The sequence below is a fragment of the Pseudomonas sp. P4_B3 genome, from assembly GCF_056402295.1.
Window position 1 is genome coordinate 1 of the sequence record NZ_JBFUHR010000041.1, and the last position, 21,651, is coordinate 21,651.

Annotated in this window: 19 protein-coding genes, 2 rRNA genes and 1 pseudogene; 9 read left to right on the plus strand and 13 right to left on the minus strand. The window is 60.1% G+C overall.

Annotation, left to right across the window (positions count from 1 at the left end; translation table 11 throughout):
- Positions 1-330 precede the first annotated feature (330 nt).
- Positions 331-1,425, minus strand: coding sequence for a D-alanine--D-alanine ligase (ddlA, locus tag AC1DWG_RS30000; RefSeq protein WP_477756072.1), 1,095 nt, complete (start codon positions 1,423-1,425; stop codon positions 331-333).
- A gap of 165 nt (positions 1,426-1,590) precedes the next feature.
- Between ddlA and AC1DWG_RS30005 the strand changes: the two genes are divergently transcribed.
- Positions 1,591-2,400 (plus strand): AraC family transcriptional regulator, encoded by an 810-nt coding sequence (locus AC1DWG_RS30005; RefSeq protein WP_477762822.1) that lies wholly within the window; start codon positions 1,591-1,593, stop codon positions 2,398-2,400.
- 76 nt (positions 2,401-2,476) lie between these two features.
- Positions 2,477-2,845 (plus strand): cupin domain-containing protein, encoded by a 369-nt coding sequence (locus AC1DWG_RS30010; protein WP_477762622.1) that lies wholly within the window; start codon positions 2,477-2,479, stop codon positions 2,843-2,845.
- A 12-nt stretch (positions 2,846-2,857) separates the two neighbouring features.
- Here the strand turns inward: AC1DWG_RS30010 and AC1DWG_RS30015 are convergent, their stop codons facing one another.
- The 4 genes and pseudogenes from AC1DWG_RS30015 to AC1DWG_RS30030 all read right to left on the minus strand — a co-directional run bounded on the left by AC1DWG_RS30015 (position 2,858) and on the right by AC1DWG_RS30030 (position 6,312).
- Positions 2,858-3,457, minus strand: a complete 600-nt coding sequence (locus AC1DWG_RS30015; RefSeq protein ID WP_477756074.1) for a flavin reductase family protein — start codon at positions 3,455-3,457, stop codon at positions 2,858-2,860.
- A gap of 107 nt (positions 3,458-3,564) precedes the next feature.
- On the minus strand, positions 3,565-4,173 hold the full coding sequence (locus AC1DWG_RS30020) for a methyl-accepting chemotaxis protein (protein ID WP_477788750.1): 609 nt from the start codon (positions 4,171-4,173) through the stop codon (positions 3,565-3,567).
- Positions 4,153-4,881 (minus strand): annotated as a pseudogene (locus AC1DWG_RS30025) (PAS domain-containing protein); the annotation flags it as partial. The pseudogene AC1DWG_RS30025 and the gene AC1DWG_RS30020, both read right to left, overlap by 21 nt.
- A gap of 117 nt (positions 4,882-4,998) precedes the next feature.
- Positions 4,999-6,312, minus strand: coding sequence for an MFS transporter (locus tag AC1DWG_RS30030; protein WP_477762620.1), 1,314 nt, complete (start codon positions 6,310-6,312; stop codon positions 4,999-5,001).
- A 201-nt stretch (positions 6,313-6,513) separates the two neighbouring features.
- On the opposite strand from AC1DWG_RS30030, the gene AC1DWG_RS30035 reads away from it, so the two are divergent.
- From AC1DWG_RS30035 to AC1DWG_RS30045, 3 genes are all read left to right on the plus strand, one after another.
- Positions 6,514-7,932: a short-chain fatty acid transporter gene (locus tag AC1DWG_RS30035; RefSeq protein WP_477762619.1), complete on the plus strand. Its 1,419-nt coding sequence runs from the start codon at positions 6,514-6,516 to the stop codon at positions 7,930-7,932.
- A gap of 93 nt (positions 7,933-8,025) precedes the next feature.
- A complete protein-coding gene (locus AC1DWG_RS30040) occupies positions 8,026-9,198 on the plus strand; it encodes a hypothetical protein (protein WP_477762618.1) in 1,173 nt (390 codons plus the stop codon).
- 145 nt (positions 9,199-9,343) lie between these two features.
- Positions 9,344-9,868, plus strand: coding sequence for an SET domain-containing protein (locus AC1DWG_RS30045; protein WP_477760531.1), 525 nt, complete (start codon positions 9,344-9,346; stop codon positions 9,866-9,868).
- A 6-nt stretch (positions 9,869-9,874) separates the two neighbouring features.
- Here the strand turns inward: AC1DWG_RS30045 and can are convergent, their stop codons facing one another.
- A complete protein-coding gene (can, locus tag AC1DWG_RS30050) occupies positions 9,875-10,519 on the minus strand; it encodes a carbonate dehydratase (protein WP_007978048.1) in 645 nt (214 codons plus the stop codon).
- A 168-nt stretch (positions 10,520-10,687) separates the two neighbouring features.
- On the opposite strand from can, the gene AC1DWG_RS30055 reads away from it, so the two are divergent.
- The gene (locus AC1DWG_RS30055; protein WP_477788748.1) at positions 10,688-11,092 is read left to right on the plus strand and encodes a serine kinase/phosphatase; all 405 of its coding nucleotides are present in this window, start codon (positions 10,688-10,690) and stop codon (positions 11,090-11,092) included.
- Positions 11,093-11,103: 11 nt separating this feature from the next.
- Here the strand turns inward: AC1DWG_RS30055 and rimI are convergent, their stop codons facing one another.
- Both rimI and AC1DWG_RS30065 read right to left on the minus strand, forming a co-directional pair.
- Positions 11,104-11,556 carry a ribosomal protein S18-alanine N-acetyltransferase gene (gene rimI, locus AC1DWG_RS30060; protein WP_108214833.1) on the minus strand — a complete coding sequence of 151 codons (453 nt, stop codon included), beginning with the start codon at positions 11,554-11,556 and terminating at the stop codon, positions 11,104-11,106.
- Positions 11,549-12,304: an energy transducer TonB gene (locus AC1DWG_RS30065; RefSeq protein ID WP_477788751.1), complete on the minus strand. Its 756-nt coding sequence runs from the start codon at positions 12,302-12,304 to the stop codon at positions 11,549-11,551. Before AC1DWG_RS30065 ends, rimI begins: the two co-directional genes overlap by 8 nt.
- A 231-nt stretch (positions 12,305-12,535) precedes the next feature.
- Here AC1DWG_RS30065 and mksB point away from each other — a divergent pair, with 231 nt between their 5' ends.
- From mksB to mksF, 3 genes are read left to right on the plus strand one after another with little or no spacing between them, the layout of a single operon-like run.
- Positions 12,536-13,825, plus strand: coding sequence for an Mks condensin complex protein MksB (gene mksB / locus AC1DWG_RS30070; RefSeq protein WP_477760530.1), 1,290 nt, complete (start codon positions 12,536-12,538; stop codon positions 13,823-13,825).
- Positions 13,815-14,528, plus strand: coding sequence for an Mks condensin complex protein MksE (gene mksE / locus AC1DWG_RS30075; RefSeq protein WP_477762617.1), 714 nt, complete (start codon positions 13,815-13,817; stop codon positions 14,526-14,528). The genes mksB and mksE overlap by 11 nt, the downstream gene beginning before the upstream one ends.
- Complete coding sequence (mksF, locus tag AC1DWG_RS30080) at positions 14,525-17,365, plus strand: Mks condensin complex protein MksF (protein WP_477762616.1); 2,841 nt, start codon at positions 14,525-14,527, stop codon at positions 17,363-17,365. Before mksE ends, mksF begins: the two co-directional genes overlap by 4 nt.
- Positions 17,366-17,553: 188 nt before the next feature.
- Here the strand turns inward: mksF and AC1DWG_RS30085 are convergent, their stop codons facing one another.
- The 5 genes from AC1DWG_RS30085 to AC1DWG_RS30105 all read right to left on the minus strand — a co-directional run.
- Positions 17,554-19,857, minus strand: a complete 2,304-nt coding sequence (locus AC1DWG_RS30085; RefSeq protein ID WP_477788749.1) for a PqiB family protein — start codon at positions 19,855-19,857, stop codon at positions 17,554-17,556.
- Positions 19,850-20,473, minus strand: coding sequence for a paraquat-inducible protein A (locus AC1DWG_RS30090; protein ID WP_477762614.1), 624 nt, complete (start codon positions 20,471-20,473; stop codon positions 19,850-19,852). Before AC1DWG_RS30090 ends, AC1DWG_RS30085 begins: the two co-directional genes overlap by 8 nt.
- Positions 20,460-21,119 carry a paraquat-inducible protein A gene (locus AC1DWG_RS30095; protein ID WP_477762613.1) on the minus strand — a complete coding sequence of 220 codons (660 nt, stop codon included), beginning with the start codon at positions 21,117-21,119 and terminating at the stop codon, positions 20,460-20,462. Before AC1DWG_RS30095 ends, AC1DWG_RS30090 begins: the two co-directional genes overlap by 14 nt.
- A 147-nt stretch (positions 21,120-21,266) precedes the next feature.
- Positions 21,267-21,382: ribosomal RNA gene (gene rrf, locus AC1DWG_RS30100) — 5S ribosomal RNA — on the minus strand.
- A 151-nt stretch (positions 21,383-21,533) separates the two neighbouring features.
- Positions 21,534-21,651, minus strand: a 23S ribosomal RNA gene (locus AC1DWG_RS30105); the annotation flags it as partial.

The following is a 21,651-nucleotide window of genomic DNA, read 5'->3' on the forward strand; positions in this document are numbered from 1 at the left end:
ATCCTTCCCCGCACAACCATCCTTCCCCGCACAACCGCCGGATTTACGTTGCCGCCCCTTTGACCACAAGAGCTTCGCAGTTACATGCCCGCTCGCCCTGGTCGGCATCGCCTTGTATCCGGTTCTTGTCCATCGGCTCACGGTTTCGATCCACGCTTCCTCCCCACACTCGGTCGCCCTCATGCAGTTGCGCTTCACTTCGTTCGCTGTGGCCAGCTTACGGCGGGACTTTCACCCACAAGATTGCGCCCATGCTGGGCGCACATGAGAAAGGGCTTACCGATGGGTAGGCCCTTTTGTTTTATGAGCAAGCGAAAATCAGCCGCTCACTTATCGACTGATCTTCAACCCCTGCCGAACATGGTGCTTTTCCAGCGCCAGCTCGATCAGTCGCGTCACCAGTTCGCTGTAGGTCATGCCAGTGGCCTGCCACAGTTTCGGGTACATGCTGATGCGGGTGAAGCCGGGCAGCGAGTTGATTTCATTGATCAGCACTTCGCCGCTGTCGGTCAGGAACACGTCGACGCGGGCCAGGCCGGAGCAGCCCAGCACCTGGAATGCCTCGACGGCCAGGGCGCGAATGCGCTCGCTGGCCTCGACGCTTATATTGGCCGGCACCACCACTTCAGCCGCCGTGTCGTCGATGTATTTGCTGTCGTAGGAATAGAACCCGCTGCGCACCACGATCTCGCCGCAGCCACTGGCGATGGCGTCTTCATTGCCGAGCACCGCGCACTCAATCTCGCGGCCGCTGACGGCAGATTCGATCAACACCTTGGTATCGAAACTCAAGGCCAACGCCACCGCAGCAATGTACTCAGCCTCGTCGGTGACCTTGCTCACGCCCACGGAAGAGCCCTGATTCGCCGGCTTGACGAACAGCGGCAAACCGAGCCGGGACTGAACCTCGGCAAACCCGGTACCCGCGGCCGTGGCACGGGTCAATGTCACGAACGGCGTCACGGCCAGGCCGGCATCGCGCAGCAGGCGCTTGCTGATGTCCTTGTCCATGCAGACGGCCGAGCCGAGCACATCGGAGCCGACAAACGGCAGATCGGCCATGCGCAGCAAGCCTTGCAGGCAACCGTCTTCCCCGAGGGTGCCGTGGACAATCGGGAAGATCACATCGACGTGGCCGAGCAATTCCTGGCTGGAGGTTTCCACCAGTTGCTGGCTGGCTTTACCCGGCACCACAGCCAGTTCACGATTGGATTGATTGAGGGCGATCAGCGCCGGGTTTTCCTGGTTCAGCAAAAAATTCGAAGGGTCGTTGAGGTGCCAGTGGCCTTGTTTGTCGATGCCGATCAGCACCGGCTCGAAGCGTGAACGATCCAGTGCATCGACGATGTTTTTCGCCGACTGCAACGACACTTCATGCTCGGCCGAACGGCCTCCGAAAATGATCCCCACGCGCAACTTGCTCATGACCTGGCCTCATCCTGACAAATAAAAAACAACCTGTAACGAATGCGCCCCACAGTGCAGTATTTGCCCTTGGTTTTCTAGCGGACAAGCCGCCTTCCGATCAGAAGACAGGGAACCGCTGGCTGGGTTACCGTGTTGCGCATCAAGCTCAAGACAATCATCACCATGACCAAGCGTCCGCCTCGCAATGACTGGTTCCTTCGCGCGCCCGATGTCGGCGGGCTGCAGCGTTTCGAGGCGTTTTTTTCCGGCCATGGCTACGACCTTCACCGCCACGACACCTATGCCATCGGCCACACCCTGGCCGGGGTGCAGAGCTTTCAGTATCGCGGCGGCTGGCGTCACAGTCTGCCCGGCGCAACGATCGTGCTGCACCCGGACGAAGCCCACGATGGCGAGGCCGGCACAGAGTCCGGCTTCCAGTACCGGATGATGTACATCGAACCGGCGCTGATCCAGCAGATGCTCGGCGGGCAAGCGCTGCCATTCATCAAGACCGGGCTGTCGAACGATCCCCGCTTGTTCGCCGCCACGGGCGCGTTGCTGCGCAGCCTGGATTGCCCGCTCGATCCACTGGAAGAACAGGACGCGCTGTTCGATCTGGCGCAAGCCATGAGTACGGTTTCCGGTGCGCCGGGCAAACGCTCGGGTTTTGATTACGTGGCCGCGCAGCGTGCGCGGGAATACATCCACGGCGCTCTGGATCGCACCGTGACCCTGGATGAACTGGCGCAGCACAGTGGTCGGGATCGCTGGAGCCTGTCCCGGGATTTTCGCCTGTTGTTCGGCACCAGCCCCTACCGCTACCTGACCATGCGCCGCCTGGATATGGTCCGCGCACTGCTGATCCAGGGTCAGAGCCTGGTCAGCGCCGCGCTGATCGCAGGCTTCACCGACCAGAGCCACATGACGCGGCAATTCGGCAAAACCTACGGCTTGTCACCGGCCCGCTGGATGAACATGCAGCGCCGTTGAGCCACGCACAATCGTACAAGAAGCGCGTTGAGTCGCTGGCTATCGTGGGTTCACCAACCACTGCGAGAGCTGTTTCATGAACGCTTACGAAAGCCTGAACTTCGCTGAAAAAATCAGCCGGATCGATTCCCACTGGTCGCCCCGGGTCATCGCCGAAATGAACGACTACCAGTTCAAGGTGGTGAAGCTGCTGGGAGACTTCATCTGGCACGACCACCTCGATACCGACGAAACCTTCATCGTTCTGGAAGGCCAGTTACGCATCGATTTTCGCGATGGCCACGTGCTGGTGAACGCCGGGGAAATGTACGTGGTGCCCAAAGGCGTCGAGCACAAGCCCTGTGCCGAGCAGGAGGTAAAACTCCTGCTGATCGAACCCAAGGGTGTACTGAACACCGGCAACGAAGGTGGTGAGCGCACAGCCGAGAATGATGTGTGGATATGAGCGCTGACCGGCTTACACCTGCAAGGTCTTGCCGTCCACCGGCTCGCCAATGGTCAGGAAGTGCCCGCCCGCCACGTGGTGCAAGGTGCGCAAGGCATCTTGCCCTTCGAAGTGCCAGCGGCCTTCGCTGAACACGCGCTCGTCAGCCTGGGCGGCAATCACTTCGGCCAGGAACAGATCGTACTGCTGGTGGTTGTTCGGCTCCGGCAACAGGCGACATTCCAGCCAGGCCACGCAGCCTTCGAGCATCGGCGCATCAACCGACTGACCGGTGAACGTCTGCAAGTCGTAGGTTTCAAACTTGTCGCGCCCCTGGCCCTGGGTCAACTCCAGGCCGGAGGTCGAACCGACGGTCTGCACAATGTCGGCCTGGGCAGCGCACGGGACGTTCAGCACAAAAGTGCCCGAGGCCTCCAGCAACTGGCGAGTCCAGGTGGACTTGTCCAGCACCACGGCAATTTTCGGTGGTTCGAAATCCAGCGGCATGGCCCAGGCTGCCGCCATGATATTGCGCCGGCCACCGTGGGCTGCGCTGACCAGCACGGTCGGGCCATGATTGAGCAGACGATAGGCCCTGGACAAGGGAACCGGACGGCGGTGGGAAGCGCTCATGGAAGTCTGCTCCTGGGGGAAAAGAGCCGATTGTAACGGGATAAAACACGCTGAAATGAAAAGATCGCCGATGGCGATCTTTTCAGGCTTCGGGCAAAACGCTGGACTCAACTCATCAGTTGATTGGCAAACTGCCCCACCGCATTGACCACTTTCTGCGCGCCGTCCTGGATCTCGACAATCACCGTACCCGCTTCCGCCGCCAGTGCCAGGCCCTGTTCGGCCTGGAGCTTGCCGTCGGTCATCAGCGCCACGGCGTTGCGCGCCATGTCCTGGTTCTGGCGTACCACGAGGACGATTTCGTCGGTGGCCTGGCTGGTGCGCGACGCCAGTTGCCGGACTTCATCGGCCACCACGGCAAAGCCCCTACCCTGCTCGCCTGCACGCGCCGCTTCGATGGCCGCGTTGAGCGCCAGCAGGTTGGTCTGCTCGGCAATGCCGCTGATGGTTTTGACGATGGTACCGATCACCAGCGACTGCTCGTTCAAGGCCTCGATGCCATCGCCAGCGGTTTGCATGTGCTTGGCCAGGTCACGCATCACGTCCACGGCCTGGGTCACCACGGCGTTACCGCGCTGGGCGCTTTGGTCGGTTTGCTGCGAGGTGCTGTAGGCGATGTTGGCGGCCTCGGCGACGGCTTGTTCCTGATTGACCTGATCGGTAATCACCGTGGCGAACTTCACCACCTTGTAGAGCCTGTTGTTGGCATCGGCCACTGGGTTGTAGGACGCCTCCAGCCAGACCGTACGACCGTGGCTGTCGACACGCTTGAAACGGTCGGTCACGTACTCGCCCGCGTTCAGGCGACGCCAGAAGTCCTGGTACTCGGCACTGTTGTACTCCTCCGGCAGACAGAAGGTGCGGTGATGTTTGCCTTTGATCTGCGCCAGGCTGTACCCCATGCCACTGAGGAAGCGGTCGTTGGCAGTCAGCACGTTGCCGTTGAGGTCGAATTCGATCACCGCCGTGGAGCGCACCAGTGCGCCGATCAGGTTCTCGTGCTCGCGGGAGGCCTCGATGGTGCGGGTCAGGTCGCTGGAGAAGATCGAAAAATACTTGATCCGCCCATCGGCCGAGCGCACCGGTTGCAGGATCGAACGCAACCAGGCTTCCTGGCCCGTACCGCGCAACAGGCGCACTGCGCCGGCGAAGTGCTCGCCACGGGTCAGCGCGTTTTTGAAACGCTGCTGGAATTCGTCGAACTTCACGTGATCCGGGACGAAGTCGTCGATGTGTCGGCCGATCAGGTCACCGCTCTTGTAGTGCATCTCGCCAAGGAAGTTCTGATTGACCGACTGAACCCGTCCATCGCTGTCGAGAGTCAGTACCAGCATCTCGCTTTCCAGACTTTCCTTCACTTGCTGGAGGCTGGAGAGTTCTTCACGAAGAGCCGACAGCTCCTGCTTCAAGCGTTTATTGAACATGGGAAAGCACCGATGGACGGGGGTAGAAAGCGATACGCAACCTAACCATCGGCCTTGGAAACATTTACTTAAGCGTGTTTCAGGCTTGTCCTGTAAAAATAGTTATGACGCGCACAATCAATGCGCGCCAGCAGTGGAACAGCCTGCGATTCTCGGCATCCGTGCACCGAAATAAGCCGCACTGCCCACACCCACCGCGCCCATCACCGCACTGAACATCACGCAGATCCATGGACTCCATGGCATCAGACCGATCAACAACAGCGGTGTGACACTTGCCCATGCGGCGTAGGCAATGTTGTAGGTGAACGAGATTCCCGAGACGCGAATCCGCGCCGGGAACAGGCTGACCATCACCGATGGCACCGCGCCGACCACCCCGCAGGACAGCCCTGCCACGGCGTAGGCCAGGCCGAGCCAGTCGCCGCCCATGATCAGGCAGCCATACAGCACGCCGATGCCCAGCGGCAGCAGCAGGCTATAGAGCATCACCGTGCGCCAGGCGCCGATGCGGTCGACCAGCAGCCCGGCGAGCACGCAGCCGATGTTCAAGAACACGATGCCCAGTGCGCTCAAGGCGAAGGTATGGCTGGTGGTCATGCCAAAGGTTTTCTGCATCATGGTCGGGGTGATGACCACGAACACCACCACCGCCGAGGTCAGCACACAGGTGAGAATCATCGCCGGCAAAATGGCCAGGCGATGCTCGCGCAAGACCGTGCGCAGCGGCAGTTCGCCGGCCGCCTCGCGCTGCGCCTGCATGGCCATGAACACCGGGGTTTCGTTGAGCCAGCGACGCAGCCAGACGCCAATCACCCCAAACACGCCGCCGAGCAGGAACGGGTAACGCCAGGCGTAATCGAGGATTTCCTCCGGGGTGAATGCCTGCGCCAGAAAGGTCGCGGTCAATGCGCCGATAAGATAGCCGAAGGTCAGCCCCGCCTGCAGGAAACCCAGGGCATAGCCGCGATGGGCGATGGGCGCGTGCTCGGCGACGAATACCCAGGCACTCGGCACTTCGCCCCCCACCGCCGCGCCCTGGAGGATGCGCAGGCCCAACAGCAGCAACGGAGCGAAATAACCGATTTGCGCGTAGGTCGGCATGATCCCGATCAGCAGGCAGGGCAACGCCATCATCAGGATGCTCAGGCTGAAGACTTTCTTGCGCCCCAGACGGTCGGCGAAGTGCGCCATCAGGATGCCGCCCAGCGGTCGCGCCAGGTAACCGGTGACGAAGATCCCGAAGCTTTGCAGCAGGCGCAGCCACTCGGGCATTTCCGGCGGGAAGAACAGCTGACTGAGGGTCAGGGCGAAAAACACGAAGATGATGAAGTCGTATATTTCCAGCGCCCCGCCGAGGGCGGCAAGCCCCAGGGTCTTGTAGTCCGAGCGGCTGAACGGCGCCGCGCGCGAATCGGTGTTGGCAGTCATGTAAAGAACTCTGGCACAGGCAAAAACCAAGGCGCCCATGGTCTACGCAAATGCACCGGCGGACAACCCGTTAGACCAAAGTCCCATAGCCACGAAACAGCCCCGCAAAAATCCTCGGCTTGAATTAATGTTGGCGTCTGTCCAGACGGGCGGTTACTGCCCCGAAGACCACAACAAACATAAAAATCCGAGGTAACCCCCGTGGCCGCTGATATCGAAGATAGCCGCTCCGCCCGCTTTGCCCTGCGCTGCTCAAGTTTTGCCGAACGCTGGTTTCCTGACTCCTGGGTGTTTGCTGCCCTGGCGGTGATTATCGTGGCCTTGGCCACCATGGCGATGGGAGCCAAACCCACCGACGCCGCCATGGCCTTTGGTGATGGCTTCTGGAGCCTGATCCCCTTCACCATGCAGATGGCCTTCGTGGTGATCGGCGGTTATGTGGTCGCCAGTTCGCCGCCAGCGGTGAAACTGATCGACCGTCTGGCGAAGATCCCGAAAAACGGCCGCTCCGCCGTGGCCTGGGTCGCGCTGATCTCGATGGTCGCGTCGCTGCTGAACTGGGGCTTGTCCCTGGTGTTCGGCGGTTTGTTGGTGCGCGCCCTCGCCCGTCGTACCGATCTGAAAATGGACTATCGCGCCGCCGGTGCCGCCGCCTATCTGGGGCTTGGCGCGGTATGGGCCCTGGGCCTGTCGTCGTCCGCAGCACAATTGCAGGCCAACCCGGCGAGCCTGCCGCCGTCGATTCTATCGATCACCGGGGTGATTCCCTTCACCCAGACGATCTTTCTCTGGCAGTCCGGCGTGATGTTGCTGGCCTTGATCGTCATCTCGCTGATCATTGCCTACGCCACTGCCCCTGGCCCGAACTCGGCACGTGATGCCAAGGCCTGCGGTGTCGATCCGAGTTTCAACCTGCCACCGCTGCAACCACGCACCCGCCCCGGCGAATGGCTGGAATACAGCCCGCTGCTGATGATCCTGCTGGTGCTGCTGGCCGGTGGCTGGCTGTTCCACGAGTTCTCGACCAAACCGGCGATCAGTGCGATTTCCGGGCTGAACACCTACAACTTCCTGTTCATCATGCTCGGCGCCCTGTTGCACTGGCGTCCGCGCAGCTTTCTGGACGCCGTGGCCCGTGCGGTGCCGACCACTACCGGCGTGCTGATCCAGTTCCCGCTCTACGGTTCGATCGCGGCGCTGATGACCACGGTCAAGGGCGCCGATGCGCAGACCCTGGCCCATCACATCTCGACCTTTTTCGTCAGCATTGCCTCCCACGACACCTACGCGCTGCTGATGGGCGTGTATTCGGCGATTCTCGGCTTCTTCATCCCGTCCGGTGGCGGCAAGTGGATCATCGAAGCGCCGTACGTGATGCAAGTGGCCAATGACCTGAACTACCATCTGGGCTGGGCGGTGCAGATCTACAACGCCGCCGAAGCCCTGCCCAACCTGATCAACCCGTTCTACATGTTGCCGCTGCTGGGCGTGCTGGGGTTGAAAGCGCGGGACTTGATCGGCTTCTCGTTCGTGCAATTGCTGGTACATACGCCATTGGTGCTAGTGTTGTTATGGGCACTGGGGACGACGCTGGCGTATTTGCCGCCGGTAATGCCGTAACCATAAAAAGGGCCGATATTGATATCGGCCCTTTTTGTTCCGCCCTGTCTGTTTCAGTATCTGCTGGTCTTATACGCTGAAAAGGATCTGAGCATGTTCAAACTCGCGGCACTCACCCTCGCAGCCCTCACTCTGAGCACCACCGCCCACGCCGATGCCAACTTGAAACTGGGCACTACCGAACGCGTTACCCGCCTCTTCGCCTACCCCAACAATTGCAACGTGATCTGCTTTCGCAACTGGACGCTTGAGCAAACCGTCGAGCATTACCTGACCCAGAGCGTGCAGCGCGATGGCTACGGCGACGCGAAGGTTCTGGTCAAAACCGACAATGGTCAGCTCCACGCAGAAATCATCGGCGTGCCCAACGGCTATGAAAAACCTTTGGCAGCGCTGCTCGATGCCGGTGACCTGGCCTATAACGGCGCCAGCAAACTGAATGCCGATGGCAAGTGGGCGTACAGCTGGTATCTGTTCCTGCCGCTGGGCATGGCCCTGGAAAACCGCAAAAGCGTCGAACTGCTGCACTTCCCGCCAGACTATTCGCTGACCCAGGCCCAGGATTACCTGAGGTCCGCCACCACGGATCGCTGGGCCACGCTGCTCACCGCCAATGGCATCCCGGTCGAGCAGACGCCAGGCTTCCAGACCATTGTCGACATCGCCCCTATCGCCGCCCCATCCAACGCCGGCAAGGATCTGGAGGGCGTCTACAGCTACTTCAACGACTACCAGACCACCATGGTCAGGAACGTCAGCCTGCACGCCAGCGGTGAAACATTGCCAATGGTCGCCTTCGGCGCGCCGGTGCGTAACTGGATCCAGCAACAGTACGGGTCGACCGTGAACGTGCTGGGCCTGGCGACGATCAGCCCGAGTGACGGGGTGAATGTGCGGGTGCTGGGTTCCAACCACCCGAGCTACATCTGGTACGCCGCCGATCCGGCGAACTATTCCGGCAATGATGCCAAGGCCAAGGCCGATGCAGCGGGCCTGAAAGTCATGGGCCAGGATTTGAGTGCCGCGTGCTGGCAGGCCGTCATGGGCCGCCAACCGGACAGTAATGCCGATGTCGAGCTGAAAACCTGCACGCAAACCTGGCAAGTGGCCGAGAAGGAAAAAACCTGCACGCTGTTCTACACCTCGATTCGCAACCTGACGCCCGGACAGGCGGCGGCCAAATGCTCGACTGCACCGGTCCAGCTGCAGCTCAAACAGCTCAAGGCGCCAGCGCCAGCCACTGCCCTGCCCGCTCCACCGCTGTAAACCGACTATCGGCAGTCCATCTGTCAGTTATGACAGTAGACCGCCCGCAATATCTGCGAGAGGCTTGGGCCGTACCCCATGTGCTGCGGCGCTGACAGGATCGTCAGCCAATGGAAGTCGCAGCACCCAGCCGACAAGGATCGTTATGAAAGCCAATGCACTGCGCAAGTCTCTCGCACCGCCGCCGCAGGGTGTTTACCCTTTTGCGGAGTTGCCCCTTCACCTCGGATTTCCATCCCTGGCCGATTTCGAGATTCTCTCGAACGACAAAGGCACGCCGATGGCCATAGCAGCGCTGCGCGAGTTTCCCCGCATCAGTCGAATCTGCCGGGTATCGGGGCATTTGCTGCCCTATCGCAGCCGACATACCCGCCAGCTGGCGCCCGATGTTCACGTCTATGACCCGCGCTTCTGCGGGCTGCTGTGCCACTCTTGCGACCCGAACGTGTTTCTGGACATGAGTGAGCTGTGGTTATGGGCGCTGAAGGACATTCAGAAAGGCGACTGGCTGTCGATGGATTACGCTGCGACGGAAGACAAGCTGCTGCGCCAGTTCGCCTGCCGCTGCGGTTCATACAACTGCCGGGGCTGGATCGCCGGCTACGATGAAGCGCCGAACGCCGACGGCCAGCTGTTTTTGCAACAGTGGCGTCGGCAAAGTCCGTGCTGAAGGGCTTTACAGGGGCTCGAACGGACGCAGGCGGTACTGCGGTGGCAGTTGCTCGAAACCGCTAATGGTCGCATTCAGGCTCTTCCAGCGGCCATCCTTGATGCCATAAATGCAGCCGTGGATCGACAGGCTCTGTCCGCGATGCCAGGCGTTTTGCACAATGCTGGTGTGACCGACGTTGGCCACCTGCTGGATCACGTTGAGCTCGCAAAGACGGTCGACCCGTTCTTCTTCGGTGGCCAGTTTGGCCAGTTCTTCGCGCTTTTCGTAATACAGGTCACGAATCGAGCGCAGCCAGCCGTCGATCAGGCCGAACTGACGATCCTGCATCGAGGCGCGCACACCACCGCAGCCATAATGACCGGTGACGAGGATGTGTTTGACCTTGAGCACATCGACCGCGTACTGAATCACCGACAGGCAGTTGAGGTCGGTGTGCAGCACCACGTTGGCCACATTACGGTGTACGAACAGATCGCCCGGCAGCATGCCGACGATCTCGTTGGCCGGCACCCGGGCATCGGAACAACCGATCCACAGAAACTCGGGGGTCTGTTGGCGAGCCAGCTTGGCGAAGAAGTCAGGATCTTCCTCCTTGATCGCAGCGGCCCAACGCTCGTTGTTATCAATCAGATCTTGTAATTCGTTCATGCTTTGAAGCCTCAAGAATGATGCGCAGCTTTGACTGACAACCGTCCGTCGGGGTCACGCGCGAAATGCAGTTGCTCTCCTGATCCGGAACACGGGGCTCCATGCCGGTGGAATTCTCGGTAGCCACGTGGGTCAACCGTAGTAAGGCCTACAGTATGAGGAATTACCATGAATGATTCACGACGTCCGTACGATGCGGTGCAACCGGAGCCCATCGATGACGACGAAGACCGCATAGGCTCGGTGCATGAGCTGGATTTCGATGAAGAAGTGCCCAGCGCCAGAATCGGTGACGAACTGCCGGATGAGGAGCACGAGCAACTGATGCCTCGTCGGCGCGTACGTGAAGCAGGCCTGGCCGGCGCCTCGACCGGGGACCATCAACCTACCGACGATGACCTGAGCCCGGAAACCCTGATCCGTGAAGACGGCGCCCGGGATGCCCATGAGGCGGGCAATGATAGCCGCGCGGATTGGGACCTGAGCATCGTCGATGAGGACGATATTGGCGGTGGCAATGGTCTGGATGAGGAGGAATTGGCGCGGCGCGATCCTCTCGACAAAAAACGTTGAGCTCTACGGACTCAATCCACCAAAGTGCAGGCCATGACCACAGCATCTTCGCGCCCACCCACCGCCGGGTAGTAATCCCGGCGCCGGCCGATCTCGTTGAAACCATAACGCTCGTACAGCTTGAACGCCGCGGTATTGCTGTCGCGCACTTCCAGGAAACACTCCCGGGCGTCGGCCTTGTAGGCAATCGACATCAAATGCTCAAGCAATGTCAGCCCCAGGCCACGGCCCTGGTTTTCCGGCTTGACCGTAATGTTCAGCAGGTGCGCCTCGTCGAGAATGATCTGCACCACACCGTGGCCCACCTGTTGCTGACCTTCGAACATCAGCCAGATCTGATACTTACCCAGGCCATCGAGGAAAATCCCGCGAGTCCAGGGATGGCTGTAGGCCGCGTATTCGATTTTCAGTACAGTTTCCAGGTCCGCCTCGTTCATCGGGCGAAACGATACAGCGTCACTCATTCGATTCTTTCCAGCGCGCCATCAGCCGACGCATGGCTTGCCAGACATCAGCCTTACGCTGTGGCTCATCCATTAATAATTCCAGGCCCGGCACCGCCCAGGCCGAGCCCAGGCCTTCGATCTGCAACTCGCGATTGAACGCATCGGCATCCGCTTCGCCGGCAAATCGCACCGCAGGCAGGCCGATCAGCCACAAGCAGGCGCAGGGCGTTTCTTCCATGCGCACCGAGAGGAAACCTTGCACGAAGTCTCGGGCCGCTTCCGGGCCCTGATCCATCGTGCCTCGCACCAACAGCGGCCAACGCACCGGCTCACCGACGATCTGCGGGCTGTCCGGCAGACCGGCGGCGCGCAACATGTCTTTGAGCAGCAGGTAAGCAGGATCACGACTCTGGAAGGATTCGCCTGTGGGTAACTCCACCAGCAGCAGGCAACGCCCGGCCCGCAACAATTGCAGGGCGAAACGCGGGGGCGGCACGATCGGGGCCTTGACCACGACCGGCGCCTCTTCAGCCTCTTCCACCGGTTTGGCCCCGGTGCGCGTGCTTGCCAGCGATGGGCGCGGCACCTCGATCTTCGCCCGCTCGGCCGGCTTGGCCACAGGCGCCACGGGCGCCACGGGCGTCTGGGCCACAACAGCGGGCACGACAGGCGCGACCACAACCGGCTCGGGGGTCTCCAGCAGCTCGGGCCGCGACGGTGCGGCAAAGGGCAATTCGGTGCGCGGCAGCCAGTTGACCACCTGCATGGCGGCCAGATAAGCGCGACGACGGGACTCGATAAGCAAAGGTCGGCCACTTGTGGATAACTAAAGTGCGCTGATTCTACCGCCGTTCGCTCAATATCGCTTGCTGTTGATCGATAGCCTCGACCGATGCTCTTTATCGAAAGAATGCGACAGCCCGTCCCGAGATTGAATCGCATTGCCCCCGATGCAGTACAATCGCCGCTTTTAATCGCCAACCAGCCGGCCATTCCGATGATCGAACCCAAGCGCGTCTTGCGCGCCCTCGCTGAACACTGGGCACTTCTGGAGCCACTGTGCGAGCACTTCGACCAAGGCACCCTGAGCCTCAACGAATTGCGTTCACAGTTGGCCGCCCAGCAACTCGACAGTACGCCGCAGGACATCACCAGCCTGCTCGACGTGTGGATTCGCCTCGACATCCTGGTTCCCGTGGCCAAAAGCCCGAACCGTTTCGAGCTCAATGCGCAGATTCACGACTTCCTCGCCTATCTGCGCCGTGAACACCGCCTGGGCCTGTGCCTGGAAATCGAAGCCTACCTGCGCCACCTCGAGCGTCTGGCCGGTTATATCCAGGACGCGTTCGATATCCGCGACGGCAATGACCTGGCCCGCCAGTTGCGCCTGCTCGACATGCGGGTTCGCGACGTACTGAAAAAACTCGATAACGACGAACAGGCACTGGTGGCCGTCGCCGAACGGGCGAAAACCAGCGATCGGCAAATACCGTTGCGCCAGCGTTACGCTGAAGTGCTGGCGACCTGGGACGAATACGTCGAGCCGATGATTGATCTGGTGAACGCCGACGGCGCCTTCGAACAAGGCGTGCGCAAGGTCGAAACCGTCCTGCTGAAGATGCTCAGCGAACAGCAGCGCCTCGGCCACCTGGTCGACGACGACATGCTGCTGCGCACCCACGCACGCATCCTCGAAATGCAGACCAGCGCCCAACTGACCCTGCGTCATGCCCGCGAACTGCTGCTGCCGTTGCGTGAAGAAGCGCGCCGACACAACGCCGTGACCCGTGGCGCGGCACTGGCCCTGTCGATGATCCGCCGCAAAGGCATCGACGCCGTGCCACAAGCGGCCATGCCGATGTTCACTCGCCCGCAAAGCACCTTCCTTGGCAGTGCCAGTCAGGTCGAAGCCTACGTTTATGCGTTGGCCCGCTTCGAACCGAAACCGGCACGTTTCCCCAAGGCTCACAAGACCCAGAAAGGCGAAGCGCCACGGGCACCACGCACCGTTCGGGAAATGCTCGAACGCTGCGAAGACGCCTTGCCGATGCCGGACCTGATGACCTGGCTGCTGGAGCAGGAACCTGACGGCGCCACCGACGAATTGCTGTACTGGTTCTCGCGCCTGTCGCGGGAAAAACGCTTCACGCGCGAGCGTCTGGAGCGTCGCGAATACCATACCCACGAGCATCAGGTCAGCCTGCGCTCCTTCGCCCTGCTCTCGGTCAGCGATGCCACCGAGAATTCTGCGAGCACCCTCTATGGAAGTACTTCGCATGCAACTTGATCTTTCCGAACTGTCCCAGCTGGCGCCGATCTTTCGCGAGCTGTTCAAGGGTTATCACGTCAGCCGCCGCGATCCGGAGCTGTACGCACAGTTGTCGAACTTCCAGGACCAGTACCGCACGCTGTTCAAGGCCCTGGGTTTTGAACTGGTCTGCGACACCCGCGGCTTCTACTACTTTGTGCCGGACCTCGCGGCGGCGGCGGTGAACAAGACCGCCCAGCGTCTGGCGCTGTTCACCTTCATCCTCGTCGAGCACCTGGCCGACCAGGGCCGCGACCCGATCTCCGTGCTCGATGGCGGCAGCCTCGGCCGCGATGAGCTGCCGTCGTTGCTGGAAAAGTACCGCGACCTGTTCATCCAGGCCGAAGTGCAGACCCAGGACGAGCTCGAAGAAAAGATCATGCGACGCATGACCCAGCTCGGTTTCGCCAGCGAAGAAAACGGCATCTACCGTTTCCTGCCGCCGATGCACCGCTTCCTCGATGTGTGCCTGTCGGTGCAGCAGGACCGCGATCTGGCCGCCAGTCTGCACAGCGTCCTGCCGTTGCCGGTGCCGGTGCTGATCAACGAAGACAGCGACGAAAAACTGCTGCAGACCGATGACCCGCTGGATCTCAGCGCCTTTGAGATAGAGAGTGAAGGCGAAAGCGAAGAAGACGCCTTAGCCCGGGCCATTGCCGAAGAACAGGAGCTCGACGCATGAGCAAGGAACGTTACGGCATCCGCCGCTTTGCCCTTTTGAACACCGCCGGCTACAGCCTCGGCCTGTTCCCGCTGGAAGAACCGCTGTCGGTCTACGGCGCGAACAACCTCGGTAAATCCGCCTCGATCAACGCCTTGCAGTTCCCGATCCTGGCGCGCATGTCGGACATGAGCTTCGGCAAGTACAGCCTGGAGCAGTCCCGGCGCTTCTACTTCGCCACCGACACCAGCTACATCCTGGTCGAAGTGAACCTGCCCCACGGTCCCCACGTGATCGGCGTGGTCGGTCGCGGCCCGGGCGGCGGTTTCGGTCACCAGTTCTTTGCCTACGCCGGCAAACTGGACCTGGCCCACTATCAGAAAAACGACACCTGCCTACGTCAGAAAGAACTCTTCACCAACCTTGAACGCGAAGGCCTGAAAGCCTACGAACTCAAGCCGGACGAACTGCGCCGTTTGCTGGTCGGTGGCCACACCTCGATCCCGCTGGACCTGACGCTGATTCCGCTGCGCTCCACCAGCGAGCAGAGCCTGAAGACCTTCCGCGCGCTGTTCATCAACCTGCTGCACATGCGCGAAATCACTGCGGCAAAGCTCAAGCAACTGTTCCTCGATGCCTTCGAACACAGCCTGCGCTCCGGTAGCGTCGATTACATTGCCGCGTGCGAAGAAGCGTTCCGCGATGTACGACGCATGGAGCAGGACTACAACTCGCTGGTCGCCGCCGGCCCGCTGGTCGAAGCCCTGGCCAACGGCGTGAAGCAACGCGACATCCTGCGCGGCAAACTGCACCGGATCTCGCCGTTGCTCGACTCCCTGCTGGGCACTTGGTCGGACTACGCCAGTGCGCGCAAGGAAGAGCTGAGCATTCAGGCCGAGCACTACCGCAATGAGCAGGACGCCCTGCAAAACGACCAGCGCGGCGGCACTCAGGAACTGATGCGCCTGGAGCGGGAAATCACCGGCATCCAGCGCTGGCTCGGCGAACTGTCGGTGCTCAAGCATCGCTTTGCCCTGATCGATGACGTCAAGGTGCTGGAACAGCAACTGCTGGCCGCCAAGGACGCCCACGACGAACTGGCCGGCGCATTGGCGCAATCCCGCCAGTTCAGCGCCGAAGACCTTGACGAGCGCCTGCGCGACCTGGAAAAACGCCTGAAGTCGGTCAGGCAGCAACTCGATCACGCCGATAACAACAGTTACGCCCGTCTGCGCGAAGAATTCTCACAGCAAGACGTCGAACGCCTGATGCGCCTGTTCAACAGCGCACTGTTCAGCCTGCCGCTGGGTGAACACGGCATCACCCTCGACGACGACGGCGAGTGGGTCAAATCCGTGGAGCTGATCCTCGACGGTTTCAAAGGTGAACGCTTCGAAGTGCCGGGGCTGTCCATCGACATCTCGCACATCGAACCTCCGGCATTGCAGGCCCTGGCTGACCGCGCGGCATTGCGCGATCAGAAAGAGCGCCTGGAAAAAGAACTCAAGCAACTGAAAACCCAGCAAGCCGTGGCCGCCGACCGCGCCGCGAGCAAGACCCAGACCGAAGCGCTGTACCAGCAAGTGCTGGATGCACAGAAGGCCCTGGAAGATTTCCGTCGCGCGCAAACCCTGAGCGCCGAAGAAGGCGACAAGCTTGAGCAACTGGCGCAGATGGAAGCCGCGCAAGACGAATTGAAGCGCTCCAGCGATGCCTTCACCGAGCGTGTCCAGCAACTGTCGGCCAAGCTGCAACTGGTCGGTCGGCAGATCGGTGACATGGAAGCCAAGCAACGCACCCTCGACGACGCTCTGCGCCGCCGTCAGTTGCTGCCAGCGGACCTGCCGTTCGGCACACCGTTCATGGACCCGATCGACGACTCCATGGACAACCTGCTGCCGCTGCTCAATGACTATCAGGACAGCTGGCAAGGTCTGCTGCGGGCTGACGGCCAGATCGAAGCGCTGTACGCTCAGGTGCGCCTCAAGGGTGTGGCCAAGTTTGACAGCGAAGACGATATGGAGCGTCGCCTGCAACTGTTGATCAACGCCTATGCGCACCGTACCGATGAAGCCCTGACCCTGGGCAAGGCTCGTCGTGCCGCCGTGACGGACATCGCCCGGACCCTGCGCAACATCCGCAGCGACTACGACAGCCTCGAACACCAGCTGGCACTGTTCAACCGCGAGATCAACAAACGCCAGGTCTCCAACCTGCAAAGCTTCCGTATCGTGCTCGCGCCGAACAAGGAAGCGCTCAAGCACATCGACCAGATCATCCACAGCGCCGGCCAGTACGAGGAAGGCGAAACCCTGTCGGTGTTCGATCTGAGCCAGAGTGCGGAACAGGACAACAAGAACGAAGAGGCCAAGGAATACCTGGCGCGGCTGGTGGCGGCGAACCACAACCAGCTCGGCCTCAAGGACTTGTTCGAACTGGCGTTCGAGATCACCAAGGTCAACGGTCAACCGGTGATCCACACCGACATCGACGGCGCCGCCTCCAACGGCACCACCATGACCATCAAGGCGCTGACCAACATGTACTTGTTGCTGCACTTGATGGACCGTGACCAGGCCGGTCGCGTGCGCCTGCCGTACTACCTCGACGAGGCAGCGGACATCGATGAGAAGAACCAGGCCGCGTTGCTGGAAACCAGCCTGCAACTGGGCTTCGTGCCGATTCTGGCGAGCGTGAAGCCGCAGGTCTGCGCCAGTGTCGCCATCGACCTGGAAGGCGGCAGCGGCCCGGCCGGCATCTACATCGACGAGGCGGACTGGAAGTACATCCGTCGTCACGACCAGGTGAAAGCGACGGTAATTGAACAAGCGGATGAACCGGAGCTGGATGCGGTCTGAGGCTTGAATCGAAGGCGATAAAAAGGCCACGGTCCAATGGATCGCGGCCTTTTTTGTGGGCATTCAAACTATTCAGTAGTCTTGAACCCCATCGCGAGCAGGCTCGCTCCCACATTAGATCGGTGTTGAACACAATCCAGTGTGGGAGCGAGCCTGCTCGCGATGGGGACAGCACTGCCGCCAACAGGTTACTTGCCGAGCGATATCTTCGGCGCCCAACCCAGCCATTCCTCTTCAAACTTGTCGAACAGCGCGAACGTCTGCTCCGGTTGCGCCGGGCCGCCCATGCGCTCACCGTCCGGTGTGGCAAAGGCGACACCGCCCTGAATCATCGTCTCCAGGGATTCAGTGCGCACCGTTGCGCCTTTGAACAGGCCGACATCGAAGTCGAAACCGCTGGTGTTCCAGAACCGCGTGCCGTTGCGTACCAGTGGCGCGTACTTCGGCTCGATCAGGATATGGATCAGGACACGATCAGCGGTCTGGCCCAGTTCATAACCCGTCACCTTGCCCACTGTGATTTCGCGATACGTCACTGGCACGCCGGCCTTCAACGACCCACGACGAGCGGCGCTCAGCACCAGACTCAATCCCGCTTCCTGCCTGGCGGTTTCCGGCGCAGCGACCAAAGCGACAAAGTTCTTCTGCGGTCCCAGATTTTTGGCTGCCGGTTGCACCTCGATGTATTGCCCGGTCACCAGGGTTTCGAGATTGGACGTCTTGATCAGGCCCAGCTCAGGCTTGACCACCCAGAACTGACTGCCGACTCGGGCGATGCGCTCCGGCACTTCGGTAATCCGTGCGGTCAGCAGCACCGATTGCAGGTCGTCACTCAGGTCAACGTCCTCGATCTTGCCGACATCCAGGCCCTTGAAGCGAATCGGCGTGCCCGTACGCAAACCATCGGCGCGGTCTACCTTGATGGTGACTACCTCGCCCTTTTGCGTGGCGTCGTCATGACTGGCGAATAAGCGGAAACGCGGAATGCGCTTCTGTAGCGGCGCCTTGGCTTCCGGGGTTTCAAACGCAATACCGCCGGCCATCAGGCTTTGCAGCGATTCGCTTTTGACTTGAACCCCACCGGTCAGTCCACCCGTGAGCGTGATGCCGCTGGCGTTCCAGAAGCGTGTCGAGGCGTTGACCAGATCCTCGTACTCCTTTTCGATGTGCACGCCGATGATCAGCTGCTTTTTAGTGCGCGAGAACTGATAGCTCTGTACCGAACCGACCTTGACCTGTTTATAGAGAACCGGGCTGCCGACTTCCAGCGAACCAAGGTTTTCGGTGAACAACACCAGGTGCAGGCCCGGTGCACGCAGGTCCAGTGGTGGCGCCTTGGGACGCGCCACGAATTCGCGTTGCGGTGCGGCACCCTTGTCGCCAGGACGCACAGCGATGTAGTTACCTTTGACCAGCGCTTCCAGGCCGGTAATCCCCGCCAGGGAAATAGACGGTTTGACCACCCAGAATTGCGTACCGTCCACCAGGTAATCTTCAGCCAACGGGTCCATCGTCAATTCGGCGGTGGCCCCGGACAGATCGGGATCGACCTTCAGCGCCTTGAGACTGCCGACCTGTATGCCTTTGTACATCACCGGCGTACGACCGGCCTGCAAGCCTTCGAAGTCGCTGAGCTTGACCTTGACCCGGATGCCGGCCGCCGCTGCATCGAAGTCTTCGTAGAGCCTGAATGGCAGGCTGGGGTCGGTAGGCGGGCTGTCCTTGCGATTTTCAGGCGTAGCGAACGCAATACCACCGGCGACGATGCTGGCCAATGACTCGCTGCGCACTTTCACGCCTGACAGATTGGCGTCGATGCTGATGCCGCTGGCGTTCCAGAAACGTGTGTGTTTGCGCACCAGTTTGGCGTAGGTCGGTTCGATGAATACCTTGAGTTCAACCGTGCTCTGGTCCTCGGAGAGCACATAGCTCTTGATCTGACCCACCTTGATCTGTTTGTAGAACACCGGACTGCCCCGGTTCAGCGAGCCCAGCCGATCAGCCTTGATGGTCAGGTGCAGACCCGGCTGGGCATCGGAGAGCGGTGGCTCTTGAGCCAAGGCCTTGAACTTGCGAACCGGCTCCCCCTCGCCCGGGCTGATCGCAACGTAGTTGCCCGAAACCAGCGTCTCCAGGCCCGTGATACCGGCCAGCGTCACGCTCGGTTTGACCAGCCAGAAACGTGTGCTGGTGCGCAGGTATGGCTCTACGTCCTTGTTCATCTCGATGCTGGCAATAACCCCCTTGGAACTGCCCTCATCATCGAGCTTGAGGCTTTTGACCTTGCCGACTGACATGCCTTTATAGACCACTTCGGTCTTGTTGGCCTGAATGCCTTCGCCACTCTCAAAACGCACCTGAATCTCGATGCCGGTCTCGTTATAGGCACGCCAGCCGAGCCAGCCGCCAATGATCAAGGCGATCAGGGGCAGCACCCAAATGGCAGACCAGTTCGAGGCCGGTCGGGTTTTCGCTACAGGCAAATCAGTCATGGTCGTCGTCCGACTCCGTGTTATCCCAAATCAGTCGGGGATCGAAAGTTACTGCGGCAAGCATCGTCAGAATCACCACAGTGGCGAAGGCGATGGCGCCAAGATTGGCTTCGATGCTGGCAAGCCGCCCAAAATTCACGACCGCCACGAGGATGGCGATCACAAAGATATCGAGCATCGACCAGCGGCCGATGAATTCAATGAAACGGTACATCCAGATACGCTGGCGAGCCGAAAGGGGCTGACGGCGCTGCACGGAAAACAGCAGCAGAGCGATGCCTACCAGCTTGAAGGTGGGCACCAGGATACTGGCGATAAACACCACCGCCGCAATGGGGATCATTCCGTAGTGCACCAACTCGATCACACCCGCCATGATCGTGCTGGGCGCACCTTTGCCCAAGGAGTTCACGGTCATGATCGGCAACAAGTTGGCCGGTATGTAAAGAATGGCGGCGGTAATCAGCAATGCCCAGGTACGCACCAGGCTATTCGGGCTGCGGGCATGCACCAGTGCTCCGCAGCGCGTACAGACTTGCTCATCGGTATCAGCTTCTTGCCTGTTCAATTCATGACATTCCTTGCAAATCAGAATGCCTGCATCAATCGCCCGCATGGGCATCCTCTCCTGATAACGCCTGCCAGATCTGGTGAGGCGACATTACGACCTCCAGCCAGACTTGAATCAGCAACAAACCAATGAAGCACGCCAAGCCGAGACCTACGGTGATTGCTGCCATATCTGCCAGCTTGACGATCGCCACCAGCACGCCCATGAAGTAAACCTCGAGCATCCCCCATTCGCGTATATGGTGATAAATGCGATAGAGCAACAAGCCGTAGCTGCGTCCGACATCGAAACGGATACTCAACAATACGGCCAGTTGGCACAGCAGCTTGAGCAGCGGGATCCCCATGCTGCACAGGAACACGACCACTGAAACGCTTTGCATGCCAGTGTCAAAAAGCGCGATAACACCGCTCCAGACAGTGTCTTGCGAAGATTGCCCGAGCAGATTGAGTTGCATGATGGGTAAAAAGTTCGCCGGAATAAACAACAACAAGGCGGCGATGACCAAGGCAAGACTGCGCTGTACGACGTTGTAGCGATGGGCATAAAGCTCGTAGCCACAGCGCGGGCACAGGGCTTTTTCGCCGTGGGCGAGTTCGGGTTTACGCATGAGCAAGTCACACTCATGGCAGGCAACCAGATTTTCTAGTGGTAATTCTGACAGCTCTTTGGCGTCAACCGAATCCGGCATAAGCGCTCTGACTCTGAAAAAGTTGGACCTATTCTAGTGTCCCGGGATAAAAATAACTGCGCCAATTTGTGCTTGATTGATCGTGCTTTTTCTACGCCAAAAACAAAACCCCTACCTGCATACGCAGATAGGGGTTTTGGAATTTAATCTTGACGATGACCTACTCTCACATGGGGAAACCCCACACTACCATCGGCGATGCATCGTTTCACTGCTGAGTTCGGGATGGGATCAGGTGGTTCCAATGCTCTATGGTCGTCAAGAAATTCGGGTACCGAAGCGTCTTTCGACGTTTCAGTAAATTGGGTATGTGATAGCTTTCGGTGTTTTGCGAGCGTCGAACTTTCGGTTCATTGCGTCTTCACACACCGCAATCTGATGCTCTTTCGAGTAGTCAAATTGCTTGGGTGTTATATGGTCAAGCCTCACGGGCAATTAGTATTGGTTAGCTCAACGCCTCACAGCGCTTACACACCCAACCTATCAACGTCGTAGTCTTCGACGGCCCTTCAGGGGACTCAAGGTCCCAGTG